The 17,046-nt window shown below is 54.1% G+C and carries 18 protein-coding genes and 1 tRNA gene; 4 read left to right on the forward strand and 15 right to left on the reverse strand.

All coding sequences use genetic code 11. The annotated features are described in order from the left end of the window. Positions 1-127: 127 nt before the first annotated feature. The gene (locus H7F08_RS07725) at positions 128-790 is read right to left on the reverse strand and encodes a sigma-E factor negative regulatory protein (RefSeq protein ID WP_031572328.1); all 663 of its coding nucleotides are present in this window, start codon (positions 788-790) and stop codon (positions 128-130) included. Then, positions 787-1,413 carry an RNA polymerase sigma factor RpoE gene (gene rpoE, locus H7F08_RS07730; RefSeq protein WP_010636733.1) on the reverse strand — a complete coding sequence of 209 codons (627 nt, stop codon included), beginning with the start codon at positions 1,411-1,413 and terminating at the stop codon, positions 787-789. Before rpoE ends, H7F08_RS07725 begins: the two co-directional genes overlap by 4 nt. Before the next feature lie 112 nt (positions 1,414-1,525). On the opposite strand from rpoE, the gene nadB reads away from it, so the two are divergent. Next, a complete protein-coding gene (nadB, locus tag H7F08_RS07735; protein ID WP_031572329.1) occupies positions 1,526-3,151 on the forward strand; it encodes an L-aspartate oxidase in 1,626 nt (541 codons plus the stop codon). On the opposite strand, the gene H7F08_RS07740 is transcribed toward nadB, so the two are convergent. Further along, entirely contained in the window at positions 3,066-3,596 is a 531-nt protein-coding gene (locus tag H7F08_RS07740; protein ID WP_153940475.1) for a hypothetical protein, read from the reverse strand. The two genes, nadB and H7F08_RS07740, sit on opposite strands and share 86 nt — an antisense overlap. Between H7F08_RS07740 and H7F08_RS07745 the strand changes: the two genes are divergently transcribed. Further along, positions 3,580-4,548: a YgfZ/GcvT domain-containing protein gene (locus H7F08_RS07745; RefSeq protein ID WP_193640251.1), complete on the forward strand. Its 969-nt coding sequence runs from the start codon at positions 3,580-3,582 to the stop codon at positions 4,546-4,548. The genes H7F08_RS07740 and H7F08_RS07745 overlap by 17 nt on opposite strands. Before the next feature lie 2 nt (positions 4,549-4,550). Next, a complete protein-coding gene (locus tag H7F08_RS07750) occupies positions 4,551-4,898 on the forward strand; it encodes a hypothetical protein (protein ID WP_010636741.1) in 348 nt (115 codons plus the stop codon). 21 nt (positions 4,899-4,919) lie between these two features. Here H7F08_RS07750 and cydC read toward each other — a convergent pair whose 3' ends face one another. The 11 genes from cydC to H7F08_RS07805 all read right to left on the reverse strand — a co-directional run bounded on the left by cydC (position 4,920) and on the right by H7F08_RS07805 (position 15,166). Beyond that, a complete protein-coding gene (gene cydC, locus H7F08_RS07755) occupies positions 4,920-6,671 on the reverse strand; it encodes a thiol reductant ABC exporter subunit CydC (RefSeq protein WP_193640252.1) in 1,752 nt (583 codons plus the stop codon). After that, a complete protein-coding gene (cydD, locus tag H7F08_RS07760) occupies positions 6,664-8,385 on the reverse strand; it encodes a thiol reductant ABC exporter subunit CydD (protein ID WP_227487835.1) in 1,722 nt (573 codons plus the stop codon). The genes cydC and cydD overlap by 8 nt, the downstream gene beginning before the upstream one ends. A 109-nt stretch (positions 8,386-8,494) precedes the next feature. Continuing rightward, positions 8,495-9,622 (reverse strand): FIST C-terminal domain-containing protein, encoded by a 1,128-nt coding sequence (locus H7F08_RS07765; protein ID WP_024893906.1) that lies wholly within the window; start codon positions 9,620-9,622, stop codon positions 8,495-8,497. Positions 9,623-9,696: 74 nt separating this feature from the next. Further along, a tRNA-Ala gene (locus tag H7F08_RS07770) sits at positions 9,697-9,772 on the reverse strand. Positions 9,773-9,818: 46 nt separating this feature from the next. Then, complete coding sequence (locus H7F08_RS07775) at positions 9,819-10,589, reverse strand: MBL fold metallo-hydrolase (protein ID WP_024893907.1); 771 nt, start codon at positions 10,587-10,589, stop codon at positions 9,819-9,821. Continuing rightward, the gene (locus H7F08_RS07780) at positions 10,586-11,359 is read right to left on the reverse strand and encodes a TatD family hydrolase (RefSeq protein ID WP_010640198.1); all 774 of its coding nucleotides are present in this window, start codon (positions 11,357-11,359) and stop codon (positions 10,586-10,588) included. The genes H7F08_RS07775 and H7F08_RS07780 overlap by 4 nt, the downstream gene beginning before the upstream one ends. A 140-nt stretch (positions 11,360-11,499) precedes the next feature. Further along, positions 11,500-12,249, reverse strand: a complete 750-nt coding sequence (gene rlmB, locus H7F08_RS07785; RefSeq protein WP_193640253.1) for a 23S rRNA (guanosine(2251)-2'-O)-methyltransferase RlmB — start codon at positions 12,247-12,249, stop codon at positions 11,500-11,502. A 3-nt stretch (positions 12,250-12,252) separates the two neighbouring features. Further along, the gene (locus H7F08_RS07790) at positions 12,253-12,714 is read right to left on the reverse strand and encodes a hypothetical protein (RefSeq protein WP_237747449.1); all 462 of its coding nucleotides are present in this window, start codon (positions 12,712-12,714) and stop codon (positions 12,253-12,255) included. 7 nt (positions 12,715-12,721) lie between these two features. Beyond that, a complete protein-coding gene (locus H7F08_RS07795; RefSeq protein WP_031572335.1) occupies positions 12,722-13,141 on the reverse strand; it encodes a hypothetical protein in 420 nt (139 codons plus the stop codon). Positions 13,142-13,233: 92 nt separating this feature from the next. After that, positions 13,234-14,271: an AI-2E family transporter gene (locus H7F08_RS07800; RefSeq protein ID WP_010640204.1), complete on the reverse strand. Its 1,038-nt coding sequence runs from the start codon at positions 14,269-14,271 to the stop codon at positions 13,234-13,236. A gap of 34 nt (positions 14,272-14,305) precedes the next feature. Continuing rightward, positions 14,306-15,166 (reverse strand): PHP domain-containing protein, encoded by an 861-nt coding sequence (locus H7F08_RS07805; protein WP_226842576.1) that lies wholly within the window; start codon positions 15,164-15,166, stop codon positions 14,306-14,308. 103 nt (positions 15,167-15,269) lie between these two features. Between H7F08_RS07805 and H7F08_RS07810 the strand changes: the two genes are divergently transcribed. Next, positions 15,270-15,995 (forward strand): hypothetical protein, encoded by a 726-nt coding sequence (locus H7F08_RS07810; RefSeq protein ID WP_024893912.1) that lies wholly within the window; start codon positions 15,270-15,272, stop codon positions 15,993-15,995. A gap of 262 nt (positions 15,996-16,257) precedes the next feature. Here the strand turns inward: H7F08_RS07810 and H7F08_RS07815 are convergent, their stop codons facing one another. Next, complete coding sequence (locus H7F08_RS07815) at positions 16,258-16,860, reverse strand: peroxiredoxin (protein ID WP_010639765.1); 603 nt, start codon at positions 16,858-16,860, stop codon at positions 16,258-16,260. Positions 16,861-17,046 lie beyond the last annotated feature (186 nt).

Raw genomic sequence — 17,046 nt, forward strand, 5'->3', positions numbered from 1 at the left:
GCGCTGTCTAAGCAGCACACGATTATTCAAAGTACACTCCCTCCCAACCACGATTTATCACTTATTCGGATACCCTGCTTATCATCTCGGTATCCGGGCATGTTGGCAACAATTTGACGTCGATATTTTAGGGATAGCCGCCAGCAGGATTATAATTGGAAAAATTGCTGATGCCCGTTGCCGGGCTATACACCGTATTTTGCAGCCCTGCAGCGTTTGGATAATAAACTGATTCTGAAGCCGGCAGATAGTTACTGTGTCCTGGAATCCAGAGCCGCTTGATATCGCGTTGAATCACCAGATCCGGACCCGACGCCTGAACATTGAAATCGGCAACGGGGCGGAGATGAAACACCTCAGGACTACTCTGTGTGCCGCTTAACAATGCCGTTCGCTGATAATGCGCGAGATTTGCATGATCACCTTGACCTTCAGTCAACGTATTGCGTGGTAACAAGCCCACCAAGGTAACCGACACTACCAGCACGGCTGCTACTGAACCGGCTTTCATCCAGAAAGGACTGATGGGACTCCGTGACACTGTGGCACGAGGAGCCAGGATACTGGGCTCCTCGGCTATTTGTGCGGCCACGCGGTCGGCAAATCCGGCAGAAGCCCATTGCGTCCCGGCGCGATCATTTTGCAGCAAAAAAGAAACCCGGTACTGGTTTTCCCAGGCATCACGAAGGCCCTGCTCACCTTGCAATCGGGCAGCCATACGATTCGCCTGCAAGGGACCCATTTCGCCTTCCATGAAGGCCATCAGCTCTTTTTTTGTTTGTTCGTTCATGACTGTTCCTGATCTAACAAAGGTGCCAAAACTTTGGCAATGGCCTCACGAGCCCTGAAAATACGGGACCTCACAGTACCCACCGGACACTCCATAACCTGCGCAATTTCGTCATAACTGAGCCCTTCAAATTCCCTCAGGGTGACTGCTGTTCGCAAATCCTCCGGTAATTCCGACAAAGCACCATCAATATGTTCAGCTAATTCCTTACTGAGCAAAACACCTTCAGGTGTATCGTACTCTCTTAGTCCATCGGCACCGGCAAATTGTTCCGCATCTTCAGTTTCGGCATCCACAATAGCTACCTGCCGACCCTGGGCGACCAGGTGATTTTTCGCAGTATTGACGGCAATACGATATAACCAGGTATAAAATGCGCTATCCCCGCGAAAATTCTTCAGTGCCCGATAGGCTTTGACGAAGGCTTCCTGGGCCACATCTTCCGCTTCTTCCGGAGTGCGCACAAAACGACCCACCAGGGCGACCACCTTGTGCTGATATTTGCGAACCAGAAGATCAAATGCCCCTTTCTCGCCTTTTTGCACCCGCTGAACGAGGAGCAGGTCACTGGACGCACCACTTTCCAGCGCACCACTTGTGCCGCGTCCACTTGTTTTACTCATTCGGCCTTCCTTTATGGTTCCTGTGCCGTTCTTCACCTTGTTAGCGCGTCATCGTATCATGAGCAGCGCGTTTTCTTGCAACGACTTCATACTATTTCCTACAGGACGATGAATGCCCGCTTTCGATTTTTTAATTATAGGCTCCGGCGCCGCTGGCTTGAGCACAGCATTGGGGCTTGCCCGCCTGGGTAGCGTAGGTATTCTCAGCAAGGATCTGGCGGCAATTTCGGCCAGCGACTGGGCCCAGGGGGGGATGGCTGCCGTCATGGACTTCAACCAGGACAGCATCACCATGCATGTTGAAGACACCTTGGGTGCCGGTGCGGGTCTCTGTCACCCGGCGGCGGTGTCACGGATTATTCGTGCCGGACCAGCGGCGGCACAACAGCTCATCAACTGGGGTGTGCCATTTGATCAGCAGGCGCATGGTGAATGGCATTTGACTCGCGAAGGGGGGCATCGGGTGCGCCGGGTTCTGCACCGGGCGGATACCACCGGCCATGCCATTGAAAGCACCCTTTTGGCGCAGCTGCGTCAGCATCCTGAAATCAGCCTGATGGAAAATCACTTTGTTACTGATTTATGGCTACAGGACGGATCCTGTCAGGGAGCCTGGGTCCTTGGAAACGGGTCCAGCTTGCCGGAATTATGGACTGCCCGCGCTGTCATACTGACCAGCGGTGGAGCGGGTCAACTTTACCTGCATACCAGTAACCCACTGGTAGCTACAGGGGACGGATTGGCCCTGGCTTACCGGGCCGGGGCTGAAATCGCCAACCTTGAATTTATCCAGTTTCATCCAACCACCCTTTATGATCCGGATAATACGCCCTTTTTACTTTCGGAAGCCTTACGTGGTGAAGGTGCCCTGCTCCGTCTTCCCGATGGCCGGACTTTTTTGGAGCAGTACGACCCTCGTGCCGAACTGGCTCCCAGAGATATTGTGGCCCGCGCCATTGATGCCGAAATGAAAAAAAATCAACTTGCCTATGTCACTCTGGACATCAGTGCGCAGCCCAGTGAAAGGATACGTCAACATTTTCCGGCGATATACGCCCATTGTCTTGAACACGGCCACGATTTGACGCATGAACCCATTCCGGTAGTGCCCGCCGCTCACTACACCTGTGGTGGGATTGTTGTAGATCAGTCAGGACGCAGCACGGTGCCCGGGTTATATGCTGCCGGTGAAGTCAGTTCCACGGGCCTGCACGGTGCCAACCGCCTGGCCAGCAATTCCCTGCTGGAATGTGTGGTCGGCGCGGCAAGTATTGTCGAAGCTCTGGAAGGTTTGGCGCAACTTCCAGATAAGCCGGATGGCAACCTGCATGCCTGCCCACTTTCAACGACTCATGACCGCACTATTTACAAGGACCATATCCAGATCCTGCGCCACGACATTCAGAAACTGATGTGGCAAAGCGGCGGCATCATTCGCAACGATCGGGATATTCAACAGGCCATTGAGCGACTGGAAAGCATGCGAACCCGGATTGGCGACGTTGCGGGCATATCCAGGGCGTATCAGGAGTTGCGCAATATGCGCCAAAACGCGGAAATTCTGCTGCGTTCTGCGTTGTTTCGGCGTGAATCCCGGGGCTGTCACTATAATAGCGATCATCCCGACACCCACAACAATCCCCAGGATATGCTCAGCCAGCGCGACCATGAACAGCCTTACGCTCGGCCCATACCTGCCGCAGATGCAGACGCCACAAGCGCCAGACCGCATCCCTGACCGGGAAAACACCAATCAGCGTGTATTTTTGCTTGTGGATGCCGCGCAGCGTCAGCACGCCCAGCCGGAGATGCAGAAAGGGCCATGCCCGCAGCTGCACCTGTACCTGTTCACCATTGCCCAACTGCAGCAGATACTGATTCTCGGGTCCCGACATCAAGACGATCGGTAGCGCCATCCGCCTTTGTATTGACCAGGGGCAAAACCACAATGTCCAGATAATAACCAGCAATAACAGAGCCATCCCAAAACGGAAATTATCCAGCATGCTCAAAAATGCACAGAGTCCCGCCAAGCAGCAGGACAGACTGTGTAGCAGTGCCTGCTGCTGAACGCTCCCACAGGAAAGGGGAGGAAGTACTTTGTCCCCGGCAGCCATCGCGCTATCATCGGGGCCTGCTTGTAATAGCCATCGGGAGTTTTTATTCATGTCATCAGCCGCCATCCAATTTTCCCTCCTGAGTAGCGAACTGGGGCTTATTCATGCCTATGGCGCGGAGGCCGAAAAATTTCTGCAGGGCCAATTCTCCAATGATCTGCACAGCCTGACCAGTGCCGGCCAGGGACAGTGGAGCAGTTACAGTACGGCCAAAGGGCGGATGATTGCCAATTTTTACGTGCAACGCGCCGGGGACCATATTTGGTTAAGCCTCTCCAGCAGCCTGGTAGATGTGGTTGCAGAACGCCTGCGCAAATTTCGGATGATGGCCAAGCTGGACATTGAAAATGCCGAACCCGATTACGCAATAATGGCTATTTATGGGGCCGGCACTGGAGACCTTCTGACCAAGGCTTTGGGATGTGCAACGCCTGAACTTGAAAATGAGGGTGCCGCCCGGGATGATTGGCTCCTGACCCGCCTGCCCTGGGCAAATCTGGAAATATTTCAGCTGATCGCCCCACGCGAAAAACTGGCTGATCTGACGCATCTCCTGACCCAATCGGGTGGACTGGAAGCGCCTGTTGCTCAATGGCGTTTAGCCGCCATCCAGGCGGGAGTGGCTTACATCAGCCTGGACACCACCGAAAAAGTAATCCCTCAAGAACTGAATCTGGAGGTGCTGGGCGGCATCAATTTCAAGAAGGGTTGCTATCCGGGTCAGGAAATTGTTGCGCGTTCTCATTATCTGGGCAAACTTAAAAACCAGATGTATGGAGTCAGTGCCCATCAGCCCTTGCAGGCGGGTGACGAAATATTTGCGGAAAGTATGGGTGAACAAAGCATCGGGCTGGTCATCAATGCCGCAGAATCCGGTTCCGGTCAGTACGCAGCACTGGCGGTCCTGCGTGCCGCCAACGCAGGAGAAATTCTCAGAGTCGGAGCCTTGGACGGCGCAGAAGTACATGTGCAGAAACTACCCTATACCCTTCCTCTGGATATGCCCAAAGAGGCCTGAATATGTGGGGGATTGTCGCGGGACTGGTCAGTTATCCGGTATTTTCCTGGTACAGTAAACGCTTTCTGGATGATCAGGGACTGGAATCGGGATTTACGCGTTTGCTGCTGGTATTTCTGGTCGCTACCATTTTGTCATCGGCATTGGGCTATGGGGTATCCTGGCTGACCACGCCTGCTCATACCCGAAGTACCCAGGCCGTTCTGGAAAAAAAGAGTACGGCCATTCTTGGCAAGGAAATCAGTTGCCTGCAGAACCCCAGCAGCTCGGCTTGCCAGTCCGCTGCCCAGCAAGGAAAGGCTCTGGAAAACAAACTACTGGGCAGTCTGAGCGGCGGCAGTCAGCACTAGCGAACCCGGCGGTATATCGCTTTACGCCGACGCTCCTTGCCGAAAAGTGGCGAAATGACTGAGCTGTCCGCCTTGGTTCAGCAACTCGGCATATGTCCCCGACTCCACTACCCGCCCTTCGTCCATGATAAATACCCGATCCATCTGCTCCAGACCAAGCAATCGGTGGGTAATATAAAGAACTGTGCGGCCTTGCATCAGGGGCTGCAAATCGCGCAGAAATTCCATTTCAGTCAGCGGATCGAGGCCCTCAGTGGGTTCATCCAATACCAGCCAGGGAGCATTTTTGAGGATGGCACGGGCAATTGCCACCCGCCGCCCCTGCCCACCAGATAATTTCACACCACCTTCACCGACAATGGTATCCAGTCCATCCGGCTGACTCCGCACAAAATCATCCAGTTGTGCAGCCGCCAGCGCCGCCCAAAGTTCGTCTTCTTCAGCGTCGCCCTTGGCCACCAGCAAATTATCGCGAATGGTGGTGTGAAACAAATAGGAGCGCTGCGAGACCACCGCAAAATATTCGCGCAGGTCATCGGCAGGGAAGTTTTTAAGTTCATGGCCGCCGAATTGGGCCGAACCACTTTGATAATCATAAAAACGCAGCAACATATTGGCGATACTGCTTTTTCCGGCACCCGTAGCCCCCAATATCGCCACCTTGCTGCCAGAAACAATATGGAGATCCAACCCTGCCAGGGCATCCTTTTGCCCGCCGGGATAGCGCAGATGCACATCCTTTAGCAGCAAATCAGGCTGTTGCACCTTGGGCGCCGGGCCACTGGCATCGGGAAAGGGCAAGGCGCTGTCTGCCACCGAGAAAATCCGTCGGGCTGCCTGCCGGGTCTGGCCCAGAAACTGAAAAGCCAGAGGCAAGGCGACAATGGCTTCAAAGGAACCCATTACCCCCAAGGCAAACATGGGTAAATCGGAAGGCCCGAGATGGCCGCCGTGGATCAGGGGGATGGCGAGAATCAAAATCACCCAGATCGCCAGATTGCCCATAAAACTCATGCCCGCAGTGCCCAGCCCGCTGATTTGCGCCATTTTCGCCTGTCTCTGCAAAATGGCATCATTGAGGGAATGACTGCGACGCAGAATTTCGGGACCGGCCCCGTAAGTGAGCAACTCGCCCATACCTTGCATGCCGTCTACAATCTGGACCCGATAATCAGATTGCAAATCCGTCATTTCCGCCCCACTGCGGGCACCCAGGCGCTCAGCTACAAACGGCAGGACCAGGCCGGAAACAGCCAGGAACAAAAACAGGGCAATCGCCAGGCGCCAGGAGAAAAAAGCAAAAAAACCGGACATCAGCACAGTAGCCATTCCGGCTACCAGAAATGGCGTAAATACCCGCAAATAAAAGTTGTTCAGGGTGTCTATGTCGGCGACCAGACGGGAGAGGATGTCTCCTGAGCGATAGCCCTGTAATCCGGCCGGGGCCAGAGGCTCCAGACGGCTGTAAAACCAGCTGCGCAGTTGGGCCAGCAGCCGGAAGGTGGCCTCGTGGGTAATCACCCGCTCCAGCCAGCGGGAAATCACCCGGGTCGTGGCAAAAGCCCGAACTCCGGCAGCGGGAAGGAAAAAATTATATAAATTGAGCGTGGCATAACCACCCAAGCCCGCCAGTGCCGCACTGGCCAGAAACCAACCTGAAAGCGCCAGCAACCCAAAATTGGACAATATGGTGAGCAGCGCCAGAAAAGCACCACCCAACATCCAGAACTTATAGGGGAAAAACAGTTTTAAAAGACGAATGTAATCAGACATGGGTTTCCCCCCGGTAGGCAGCAACCATACGGGCATACACCCCGCCCGCTGCAAGCAGCTCCTGGTGGCTTCCACTTTCGGCCACCCGGCCTGCATCCATGACAATAATATGATCAGCCCGTTCTGCCGTGGCCAGACGATGGGCGATGACTATCGCTGTGCGCCCTGTAATTAACTTTTGCATGGCATCCAGCACCAGTGATTCATTTTCCATATCGAGATTGGCAGTGGCTTCATCCAGTATGAAAAGTGGCGGGTTTTTAAGAAAAGCCCGCGCCAGAGCTATTCGCTGAATTTGCCCACCAGAAAGCCCCTGGCCTAAATCACCAATCATCGTCTCAAAACCATCAGGCAAGTTTTCAATAAATTCGAGTGCATGGGCATTTTGCGCAGCTTCCCGAAGTGCAGCCAGATCAGCATCCGGGCGGCCGATCCGGATATTATCCCCGAGACTGCCATGAAAAAGACGAGGATTTTGCGGCACCCAAGCGAGCTGTTTCCACCAGAGTTCCGGCTCTATGGCATTCAGTGGCATCTGCCCATTGACGAGAATTTCGCCCTCACTCGCTTGTACAAAACCCAGCAACGCACTGGCCAGGGTGCTTTTTCCGGCACCGCTGGCACCCACCAAAGCGGTGACTTTACCCGCCGGAAACTCGGCATTCACGCCCTCCAGTGCGTTGCGCCCCGCCTCATAGGAAAAGTGCAGATTGCGCACCGACAAACTGATTTGACCGGAAGGTACATAATCTGCACCCTGCCGGGATTTTTCCGGCAATGGCATGTCCAGTATTTCGAAAATTCTTTTGGCAGCCGCAATGGCGCTCATGCGGGCATGATAATGGGTCGATAAACCCCGCAGCGGATTAAAATACTCCGGTGCCAGGAGCAGAACAAAAAAGGCGGTAAAAAAGGTGACCGAGGCATGGACCTGCAGCAGTCGGGCGCCCAGCGAGACCGCCACCAGGGCGATGGAAAGGCTGGCAAAAAACTCCAGCACGGCAGAGGTCAGAAAGGCAACGCGCAGACCCGCCATGGTGCTGCGTCGGTAGTCGTCAGAAATTCTGGCCACGATTTCGATTTCATCTTTGGCGCGACCAAAAATCTTGAGTGTGGTCAGACCTTGCACCACATCCAGGAAATGCGCGCTCATCAACAGCATTTTCCGCCACTGACGCTGGTTAACCGCTTCGGCCGCATAGCCTACCAACACCATGAAAAAAGGAACCAAAGGACCGGTTATCAGCAATATCAAACCGCTGATCCAGTCTTCGGGAAATACCACAATCAAAATCGCCAGAGGTATCAGGCTCACTAGAGCCATTTGCGGTAAATAACGGGAAAAGTAAGGCTCCAAAGCCTCCACACCTTCGATCATGGTGCTGGCGATATCGGCGCTGCGTTCGCCGGCAATGGCCACCGGCCCCAGTTGCAAAAGGTGCTTCAGCAACTGTTCGCGCAAATAGGTTTTGATGCGGGCACTGGCCCGAAAAGCCACCAGCTCCCCCGCCCAGGATAAAGCGGCACGCAGGACAAAAAGCCCCAGCAAAGCCCAAAGTAGTGGCATTACGGCTGCGAGACTAAGTCCCTGAAACGATACCCCGTTGATGATATGGGCGAGAATAAAAGCCTGGAGGATAATCAGCAGACCAGCCGCCAGCCCCAAGCCTATGCCAAAATACAGGGCGCCTCGAGTCCGACGCCCTTCCTGCATTAATCTCTGATCAATTCGTTCCGCTTTCGCCATCATCAACCTCTAATATTCTGGATGCACTTTAGCACAGCGTCGTACTTTCCTCACCCTGCAGACCGGTATGCAGCCCTCAGTCACCCAGAAAAAGCGTCAGCACTCCGGTATAACCGTATATTTTATCATGAGAAATTTCGCCATTCGCAAAAAAACCAACCAGCGGAAAATGGCCTAGTTGCTCCTCAATCAGACGTAACTCCGCTGAATCGGGGCCAAACAGTCCTTCGCCTCTGCCCAGACAGGAAAAATATAAGCCGCCACGAATGTTTCGACCAGCCACCAGTTTCTTCAGGTCTGTCAGCATCCGCAACAAATCTTCCCGGGCCGTAGTACCATCGCGCTTGCAAAACATCAGCGATTGACCGGATTCCACATATTCACCAATCGCCATCAATTTACGATCCGTGTCCACACCAATCAGATTGCGGACGGTGTAATCGCCGCGATCATCATTGGCTACGGGCAAGGCGACAAAAATAAAACCGGCCGCCTTCTGTAAATCCCGGGCGAGAATCTCCCCAATTTCTTCGTATAACACATCGAGGGCAGGCCGCTTGTCGAGGGTGCCAATAATGTTGCTTTTAGCGTCACCGATTTCATGAAGGGGACCAATGGGGCTGCAACCCTGGGAAAGACGGGTGGCAATGGCCACTTTTTCGCTGAACAGCACACCACTTAAACCACCATGAACCGCTTTGTCGGCCAATTGCCCGCCCTTGCCGCGTGTACTGCTGAGTCCGCCAGTGATAAACCCGCTCCGGGTTTTACCGGCCAGATCCCGCACCAGATCGGGCAAGTCAGGCGTGGCGGTGTCACCATGCACAACGGCAAAATAAGGGGCTGCACCATTCACCTGGAGAGGCTGGTCACTCAGGTAGGGGGTCATTCCTGAAAAAATGGACAATTCCAACTCGGGAATATCCGTGACCATCAATGCCAGGGCGGGTGTATCCAAATATTCCTGACCTGTGGCACAAATTCCAATGCCTACACAACCCGTCCAATGTTTAACATCCAGCTGCTGATTCAGTTGCGCCAGTAACTCAGGCAGCTCTGCTTCGAACAGGTCGGATACATACAAAAAACCCAGGGTTCCGCTTTGGGCCTGGCTGCCCGCCATATCCAATGCAGCCGCCAAAGCCACCCGCCAATCAGGATCAGCAGCATGTCCATAGGCAAAAAGCGATTCCGGATGATGCATAAAATCCTCCCCGAGCGAGTAAAAATTTCCAATAAAAAAAGAGCCAGAGTAAAACTCTGACTCTTATTCGTATCTGGTGGAGCCAAGCGGGATCGAACCGCTGACCTCTTGAATGCCATTCAAGCGCTCTCCCAGCTGAGCTATGGCCCCGATGTCGCGTAATATATGGATTTGCCCCGGCACTGTCAAACACTATTTATGGCGCAGTTGATTGCTCAATCACCATACCGTCAAAAGCCGGTACGATATCTGCCGGGAGCTCCGCAGCGAACTGTGCATAATCAATATCATGGGTCATATGGGTGAAAATGGTTTGCTCAGCAGCAATGCGACGGGTCCAATACAAAGCTTCCTCGACATTGAGGTGCGTCGGATGAGCTTCGTAGCGCAGACAATCCAGAATCAGCAGTTTCAAATTCTTGAGCAGAGCCAGGCTTTCATCAGGAATCGATTTAAGATCGGTCAGATAGGCTACATCTCCGAAACGGAAGCCCAGGATGCACAATTTACCGTGCATGATAGGAATGGGCATCACCTTGAGATTGCCGAAAGTCTTTTCAGTATGGAAACGTTCCATGGATAAAGACGGTTTTGCCCAGGCCGCGTCGGGTGGCAAAAAACAGTAGCGAAAACGACTTTCCAGCTCGCTGGCCGTACGTTCGTCCGCATAACAGGGGATGACGATTTTCTGGGCAAAATTAAAGGCGCGCAGGTCGTCAATGCCGTTAATGTGATCTGCATGAAAATGGGTATAGAGCACGGCAGTCAGGCGTTGGACATGGGCATCCAGCATTTGCTGGCGCAGATCCGGCCCCGTATCCACCAACAACACCGTATCCTCATGTTCTACCAGAATACTGGCACGACGACGACGGTTGTGGGGGTCCGTACTTCGACATACCGGACAGTCGCAAGCAATCACCGGGGTGCCCGCACTGGACCCTGTTCCCAGAAAAGTGATTTTCATGCGGCCACCGTCCGGGTAAAAAGATGATGAAAGTTATCAGTTGTCTGTTGTGCCAGATCTGCAAACGACTCCGCCCTCAACTCAGCCAAAAATTGGGCGACATGACGAACATAAGCCGGTTCATTGCGTTTACCGCGCAGAGGCGTTGGTGCCAGGTAAGGCGAATCTGTCTCTACCAGCAGACGATCTGCTGGCAATTTCCGGGCAACAGCCTGTAAGTCCAGCGACTTTTTGAAGGTCACTATACCGGAAAGGGAAATATAAAATCCCATATCCAGAACAGCACGGGCAAATTCCCAGTTTTCCGTAAAACAGTGGATGACCCCCCCGGAAGCGCGGGCATCTTCGCTCCGCAGTAAACCCAGAGTATCTGCTGCGGCTTCACGGGTATGGACAATAACAGGCTTACCCGTCGCCTTGGAGGCGGCAATGTGCCGGGCAAAGCGCTCCTGCTGCCAGCGCAAATCTCCCTCACTGCGAAAATAGTCCAACCCGGTCTCACCCACAGCCACAACTTTTTCCGCAGATAAAGCGGCAAGCAGGTTATCCATACTCGGCGTTTCGGCTTCCGGCTCATTGGGGTGCACCCCGGCAGCGGCCCATATACCCGTATTTTCAGCCGCCAGAGCCTGTACGCGCGGCCAATGTTTTTGCACAACGGCGGCGATCAGGATTTCCTGCACCCCGGCAGCCTGGGCACGTTCGAGAATGGCTGAGCGATCTTCTGCAAAATCTTCAAAATCGAGATGGCAATGGGAGTCTATCAGCATTATTGCACCTATTTAAGAGGGTTCTCAGTGTTTTCTGACCGGGTCAGTCTAACAAAGTCGAGTCTGCATTTCCCGTTATAGTAGCAACGGCAGAGAGCCTGAAGGCTTTGCCGCGACTTTGTCCCGCGCCGTTGTTGGGCTTAAACAGTAGCCGCCGTTTTCAGACACTGACGCTGACGGCTGGCTTCAAAAAGACAAATGCCCGTAGCAACGGACACATTGAGACTTTCAATGGCTCCGGCCATGGGGATATGCGCCAGATAATCACAGTGTTCACGCGTCAGGCGGCGCAAGCCCTTTTGTTCTCCACCCATGACCATTACCAGCGGCATGTTCAAATCCAGCTCATAAATATTTTGCGGCGCGTCTCCGGACATACCGACCAGCCAGAAACCCGCTTCCTGCAGGGAAGCCAGAGTCCGGGACAAATTGGTTACCGTGCAGACCGGCAGTCGTGAAGCCGAGCCAGCCGCAGCCTTGCGGACGGTAGCATTTACCGGGCAGGCATTGTCCTTGGGGAGAATGACCGCACTGACTCCAGCAGCCTCAGCGCTGCGCAGGCAGGCACCGAGATTGTGGGGATCCAGCACACCATCCAGCACCAGCAGAAAACCCTGACCATTCAGATCAGCGAGAATATCTGTAAAATCCGGCTCCGGATGCTGTAAAAGCACACCGGCAATACCCTGATGCTTATCCGTATTGAATTTGCGGGCCAGAGCAGCATGGCGCAACTCATGAATGGATAAATTCAGAGCCCGGGCCTTTTCCAGAAGAGGTACGATTCTCTCATCTGTGTGCCGCTCCGTAGCTACCCAGATTTCCTCTAACTCACCGGCATCCAGAGCAGCATGCACCGCATGAATCCCATAAAGTTGTTCCTTAGGCAAAAGTCACTCCGTCTTTATTCCCGACAAAATATCCGGCCGACGTTCAGAGGGAGGAATAGTTGCGAGCCCGATACGCGCAAAAGCCGCCGACTCGGTTTCTGCCGGCAACACATCCCAACCCGGTAAATCCCGACAACAAGTTACCCAGTCGGCGGGACCGGAATGGGCAATTTGCGCAAAACCCCAGGCGGTTTTTTCGACCTGATAAAACTTGACTGGAATGCCTTCGCTACTGATGGCCTCCCGACGTCCGGGTTCATAAGAGACGAAAAGCGCACACGAACCCAGAAGCAGATCCCAGCTTTCGGGCAGCAAAACGCCCTCCCTGAGAAACTCCAACCTGGGTACGGGCCAGACGTTGCGGCGCAGAGGACCCGTTCGCTCCAGACGCCAGCCTGAAGCCTTGGCCCAGCTGAGCACCTCGGCTTCAAATGCCAACCAGTCGTCACGTCCGCAAACTGGCACGCGCTACTCAGAAACTGTCGAAAATGTCATCGACAATATTGTCTGCCACCGCGAATCCGGCACCCAGCCCCAATCCGGTCATGACATTTCCCAAAAAGCCGCTACCCATGCCCGGCTGTCCCTGCACGGGCGCATTCCATGGTCGTTGCTGCATATTGGGGTTCATACCCTGCTGGTTCATGCCCTGCATTTGCATTTCCATCTGCTGAATACGCTGAGCCATCTGCTGCATCATCATGCCGACATTCTGCTGTTGTTGCTGAAGACTCATGGCCAGGCTCCGCAGTTCCATGTTGATTTCCCGGGCGGTGATGTTATCCGGAGCCAGGCTGTTCACCCGCCCGGCAACCTGCTGCAGAGCCTGCAGATTATTCTGGGTTTGTTGCTGCAATTGGTTGTACTGTTGATCCAGCATTGTGTAGTCCATGATACGCTCCTGCTTCACGAGAAAACCTGATCATTAGATGGTCAAAATGAGTATATGTTCCTGCCGCATGTATTGCCGACACAAGCGAAAATTCATTCCTGGAGTCTTATGCGGCGCTCCCAGGCTCGCCACACACCGCGCGCCAGCAGCACCAGAATAGGGCCGATAATCAACCCGATCAAGCCAAAGGCTTCGGCTCCACCGAGGATACTGAAAAATACCAGAAAAAAAGGCGCCTGCGTCTGAGACCCGGTCAGTAACGGTCGAACAACCAGATCAGCCACCGTGATCACGAAAAACCCCCAACCCAGCACGGCCAGTCCGGCTATCCAATGGCCGGTAAAAGCCAGCCAGATGGTGGCAGCACCCACTACGGCAGTGGCCCCAAACGGTAAAGGTGAAATGAGCGCAGTAGCCACCAGCCACAGGGGCCAAAGTGCCAAACCCGCCAGAGCATAGGCAATACCGATAAACATGCCTTCAATGACTCCAACCCCAATCAGGCCAATCAATACGGAACGTGCCGCATCCCGGCAGGCCGCCAAAAAACGGTCACCCCGATCCCGTCCCCAAAGCTGGGTGGTTCCCAGTCGCAGGGCTTCGGTAATCCGCTCACCATGCAAGGCCAGCGCGAATACCGTCAGGGCTGCGAAAAAGGTGTGCAGGGTAAATATCCAGAGTTGACTGAGAGAATCCGTAATAATGCTGGCATGAGCACTGATAAATGAAGACAAATAGGCTCCATTCAGAGTACTCAGATGATAGCGCAGCCAATGCCCGATATAGGGAATCTGCATCACTTCAGGGGGAACCATCACCAGTGAATCCCCGGACTGCCAGCGGGCAATCAGCAAGGCCACCTTGGGCAAAATGGTATCCACAATAATGACCGAAGGAATAATAATGATGGCCACCCAGGCGATGGCATGCAGCAATGATCCCAACCAGCGCGGCAAATGGAAAGCCCGCTCCAGACGCAGTTGCCAGGGCCAACCCACCGTGGTCAATACCGCCCCCATCAACAAAGGTCCGGCAAATGGACTCAGGGTATAGGCAGCTCCGGCATAAATCAGCAGCAGCAAGCCCAGGCCCCAAAGCGCGTAGCGAGAATTTTCCTGTTCTTTAGGCACCGGCTTCCTCGGGGCAGCTACTGCGAATAGTCGATCAGTGGAAGTGAATACCCGCTCTGGCCCAGACCGGCTCTACCCCGTCAGGCAGCGGGAGCAATTGCCCAATAGCCGCATGACCGACATCCGGTCCATGAAAATCAGACCCCAGGGAACCCAGCATGTTAAGCTCCTTGGCAAGACGTCCCAAATGCTCGCGATCACCGGCAGCCTGACTGCCGGAACACACTTCGAGACCTGCACCACCGGCCTCACGGAATGCCGTCAGCAAATGGCGCAAGCGGGTAGCACTGAGCTTGTAACGACCGGGATGAGCAACAATGGCAGAACCGCCCGCACTGTTGATCCACTGCACGGCTTCAGTCATGGGAATCCAGTCGCTCGGGACATAGGCCTTGCATCCACGTCCCAGATATTTGCCAAAAGCTTCGCTGGCATCCGCACAATGTCCCTGTCGAACCAGCCAGCGACAAAAATGACTCCGACCTACCATGCGACTACCCGCCATGGCCCGAGCACCCTCTTCCGCGCCGGGAATTCCGACTTGTTCCAGCAAGCGACTGATTTCAGCCGCGCGCCAATCACGAAAGGCCATGATCCGGTCCAGCCCTTCCTGCAAAACCGTATTTTCGGGATCCACAAAAAGGCCCACGATATGAATTCCCTGGGTTTCCCACTTACTGGAAACCTCCACCCCGGGAATCAGTTGAATGCCCAGTTCGGCCGCCTTGAGGCCGGCTTCCATCAATCCGGCGGTGTTGTCATGATCCGTCAAAGCCATAACCTGAACGCCGGAATCATGAACCCGCTGAACCAGATCATGGGGTGTCATGGTGCCATCCGATGCCAGCGAATGCATGTGCAAATCAATGGGTGAAAACATTTTGCTCTGTTGCATAAAAACCATTCCCGAAGTTGGCGGACACCTTCTGCTGCAGCATCCAGACTAATCCATGCTAGCATAACACGCAGAACTTCTTTGGGCATATCAGGAGGAAACCTTGGCTCTTATTCTCGACATCTCCGCAGCGCAAAAACGCTTTGAGCAATACACCCAACCGGTTCTGGCAGCCTTTGCCAGCAGCGGAATAGCCACAGGAGAACAAATCACCCCCCCCATGATTGTCGATGCCCTGAAACAACTATTCACGGTGTTAAGTAATGACGTATCGGGATGGGACCCCAGCCTGCCCGAGGACGAACCGGAGCGCATTGCCGACCTGAGTATCGGGCTGCTCATGGATCTGTCCACCTGGGCGGACCGACTGGGTGAAAAGCAAGCCAAAATTGCTCTGGAAATGATTACGGTCAGTATTGCCGCCTGGATTTGTGCGCAACATGGAGCCATTCACACCCTGGAGCCGGTCGTCAATGGCCTGGCGGTGCTGGCTAACAGCCACAATGAAACAGAAGAGCTCAAAACTTTGGCCCAGCTCATGGGAGAAGTGGTAACCGCCGCATCGGCCGATTATGCCGCAGACCTGGATAGCGCCGACCCGCAACGGCCCTGGCGTATTTTACTGCTGAACTGGGGTATTACCGCGACTCGCGCCCAGGATACGGCAGAAATGCGCAAGGCTTTCGCAGCGCTCATCCATCACTTACCTGCCGATGCGAACACTTTTTTTCAGGAAGGCCTGCAACAGGTCACTCGGGGAGACTATCCCGAAGCCGTGAAAACCGTCATGGCCGAAGCTGCGCAAAATGCTGGACACAGCTTGCATTGATCATAAAAAAGCCCGGAGCAATCGTGCAGCCGGGTTTTTAAGAAATCCTGAAAACGGCGGGTGGTAGCCGGGAGGCTTTGCCGCGACTTTGGCCCGCGCCGTCGTTGTTCTTGGCGAAAGCCTGCGCCCGTCAGGAGAGCTGTTTGAGCCCAAAGGGCGAGTTCTCTCCTGACAGCAGGATGAGCCTTAGAACAACAGACAAGGGACGTTGGAGCAAAAAGCCTCCCGGCTACTACCCGCCGTTTTCAAATCAGATACAGTTTTAGAGATCCTTACCGTGCTTGGCCAGGAAATCTGCCACGCCTTCACCGGTGGGAGTCATGCCCGCCTTGCCTTTTTCCCACTGGGCCGGACACACTTCGCCGTGCTCTTCGGAGAACTGCAGGGCATCCACCATACGAATCATTTCATCAATATTACGTCCCAGTGGCAAATCATTGACCACTTCATGACGCACAACACCCTGACGGTCAATCAGGAACGAGCCGCGCAGTGCCACTTCATCATTGAGCAGCACGTCATAATTGCGGGCAATGCTCTTGGATAAATCGGCTACCATGGGCAACTGAATCTGACCGATACCACCCTTTTCTTCGGGCGTATTCTTCCAGGCCAGATGGGTAAAATGAGAGTCCACACTACAGGCAATCACTTCGGTGTTACGGCTTTTGAATTCATGCAGACGATGATTGAAAGCGAGAATTTCCGAAGGGCAGACAAAGGTAAAGTCCAGGGGGTAAAAGAAGAGAACCGCATACTTACCTTTGATGTGCTGAGAAAACTGGAATTTCTCATTGATGCTGTTGTCGGGCATGACTGCTGGGGCCACAAAGTCGGGGGCGTTTTTACCTACCAATACTGCCATGGGATTCTCCTCTTTGATCGATGATGGGATAAAGTCCAGATTTGAACTATAGCGAATTACGGTCAGGCTTGCCATCCGGGGCATCAAAACGCCCCTATATAGACAGTGGGCAGGCGCGCAGCCTTGGGCTAGAATAGGCCCCGGATGGCAAGCCTGACCGTAATTCGCTATAGTTCAAATCTGGAC

Origin of the sequence: Acidithiobacillus sp. HP-11 (genome assembly GCF_015100075.1) — a bacterium.
Lineage (GTDB): Bacteria > Pseudomonadota > Gammaproteobacteria > Acidithiobacillales > Acidithiobacillaceae > Acidithiobacillus > Acidithiobacillus thiooxidans.

Coding starts and splice junctions, on each gene's coding strand:
- H7F08_RS07745 (WP_193640251.1), top strand. CDS start 3,580: ATGTCATCAGCCGCCATCCAATTTTCCCTCCTGAGTAGCGAACTGGGG.
- nadB (WP_031572329.1), top strand. CDS start 1,526: ATGCCCGCTTTCGATTTTTTAATTATAGGCTCCGGCGCCGCTGGCTTG.
- H7F08_RS07775 (WP_024893907.1), bottom strand. CDS start 10,589: ATGAAAATCACTTTTCTGGGAACAGGGTCCAGTGCGGGCACCCCGGTG.
- cydC (WP_193640252.1), bottom strand. CDS start 6,671: ATGTCTGATTACATTCGTCTTTTAAAACTGTTTTTCCCCTATAAGTTC.
- H7F08_RS07740 (WP_153940475.1), bottom strand. CDS start 3,596: ATGGCGGCTGATGACATGAATAAAAACTCCCGATGGCTATTACAAGCA.
- H7F08_RS07725 (WP_031572328.1), bottom strand. CDS start 790: ATGAACGAACAAACAAAAAAAGAGCTGATGGCCTTCATGGAAGGCGAA.
- H7F08_RS07750 (WP_010636741.1), top strand. CDS start 4,551: ATGTGGGGGATTGTCGCGGGACTGGTCAGTTATCCGGTATTTTCCTGG.
- rpoE (WP_010636733.1), bottom strand. CDS start 1,413: ATGAGTAAAACAAGTGGACGCGGCACAAGTGGTGCGCTGGAAAGTGGT.
- H7F08_RS07805 (WP_226842576.1), bottom strand. CDS start 15,166: ATGCAACAGAGCAAAATGTTTTCACCCATTGATTTGCACATGCATTCG.
- H7F08_RS07780 (WP_010640198.1), bottom strand. CDS start 11,359: ATGCTGATAGACTCCCATTGCCATCTCGATTTTGAAGATTTTGCAGAA.
- H7F08_RS07765 (WP_024893906.1), bottom strand. CDS start 9,622: ATGCATCATCCGGAATCGCTTTTTGCCTATGGACATGCTGCTGATCCT.
- H7F08_RS07795 (WP_031572335.1), bottom strand. CDS start 13,141: ATGGACTACACAATGCTGGATCAACAGTACAACCAATTGCAGCAACAA.
- H7F08_RS07815 (WP_010639765.1), bottom strand. CDS start 16,860: ATGGCAGTATTGGTAGGTAAAAACGCCCCCGACTTTGTGGCCCCAGCA.
- cydD (WP_227487835.1), bottom strand. CDS start 8,385: ATGCAGGAAGGGCGTCGGACTCGAGGCGCCCTGTATTTTGGCATAGGC.